The sequence below is a fragment of the Paenibacillus sp. NRS-1782 genome (assembly GCF_050467685.1).
GTDB lineage: Bacteria > Bacillota > Bacilli > Paenibacillales > Paenibacillaceae > Paenibacillus > Paenibacillus terrae_A.
Genome location: NZ_JBITPH010000109.1, coordinates 1 through 580, shown reverse-complemented (window position 1 = coordinate 580; position 580 = coordinate 1). Strand labels below are relative to the sequence as shown.

The 580-nt window shown below is 49.7% G+C and carries 2 tRNA genes and 1 rRNA gene; all 3 read right to left on the bottom strand.

The window, feature by feature from the left end:
- Positions 1–111: 111 nt before the first annotated feature.
- A tRNA-Ala gene (locus tag ACIFQM_RS24850) sits at positions 112–187 on the bottom strand.
- A 21-nt stretch (positions 188–208) separates the two neighbouring features.
- A tRNA-Ile gene (locus ACIFQM_RS24845) sits at positions 209–285 on the bottom strand.
- A 38-nt stretch (positions 286–323) separates the two neighbouring features.
- A 5S ribosomal RNA gene (rrf, locus tag ACIFQM_RS24840) occupies positions 324–440 on the bottom strand.
- Between the last annotated feature and the right edge of the window lie 140 nt (positions 441–580).

Sequence of the window (580 nt, the reverse complement as noted above, 5' to 3'; positions counted from 1 at the left end):
CCAGTTTTCAAGGTGCAATACAGTTTCAACGAAACTGTATCCTGTGTGATTATCGCTCCAACTCCGAAGAGTTTACGATCATCACGCAGTTTTTTTTGATGAAGTTGTAATTGGTGGAGCCAAGCGGGATCGAACCGCTGACCTCCTGCTTGCAAGGCAGGCGCTCTCCCAGCTGAGCTATGGCCCCAAAGGGTAATATAAAGTTATATGGTGGGCCCTAGTGGACTCGAACCACCGACCTCACCCTTATCAGGGGTGCGCTCTAACCAGCTGAGCTAAGGGCCCATAATAAACCACCAAAGAAATTCTTCTTTAGTGGTTGCGCTTGGCGACGTCCTACTCTCCCAGGACCCTGCGGTCCAAGTACCATCGGCGCTGGAGGGCTTAACGGTCGTGTTCGGGATGGGTACGTGTGGAACCCCTCCGCTATCGCCACCAAACGTTTGAGAGTTTGAGCTCTCAAAACTGAGCAACGAGTGAGTCGCTTTGGATATCCATTTCATTCACACAGATGTGATGAACCGAATTGAATATCCGTTCGCAGGTACATTGTACCTACTAATTTGAATGTTTCCGTTGC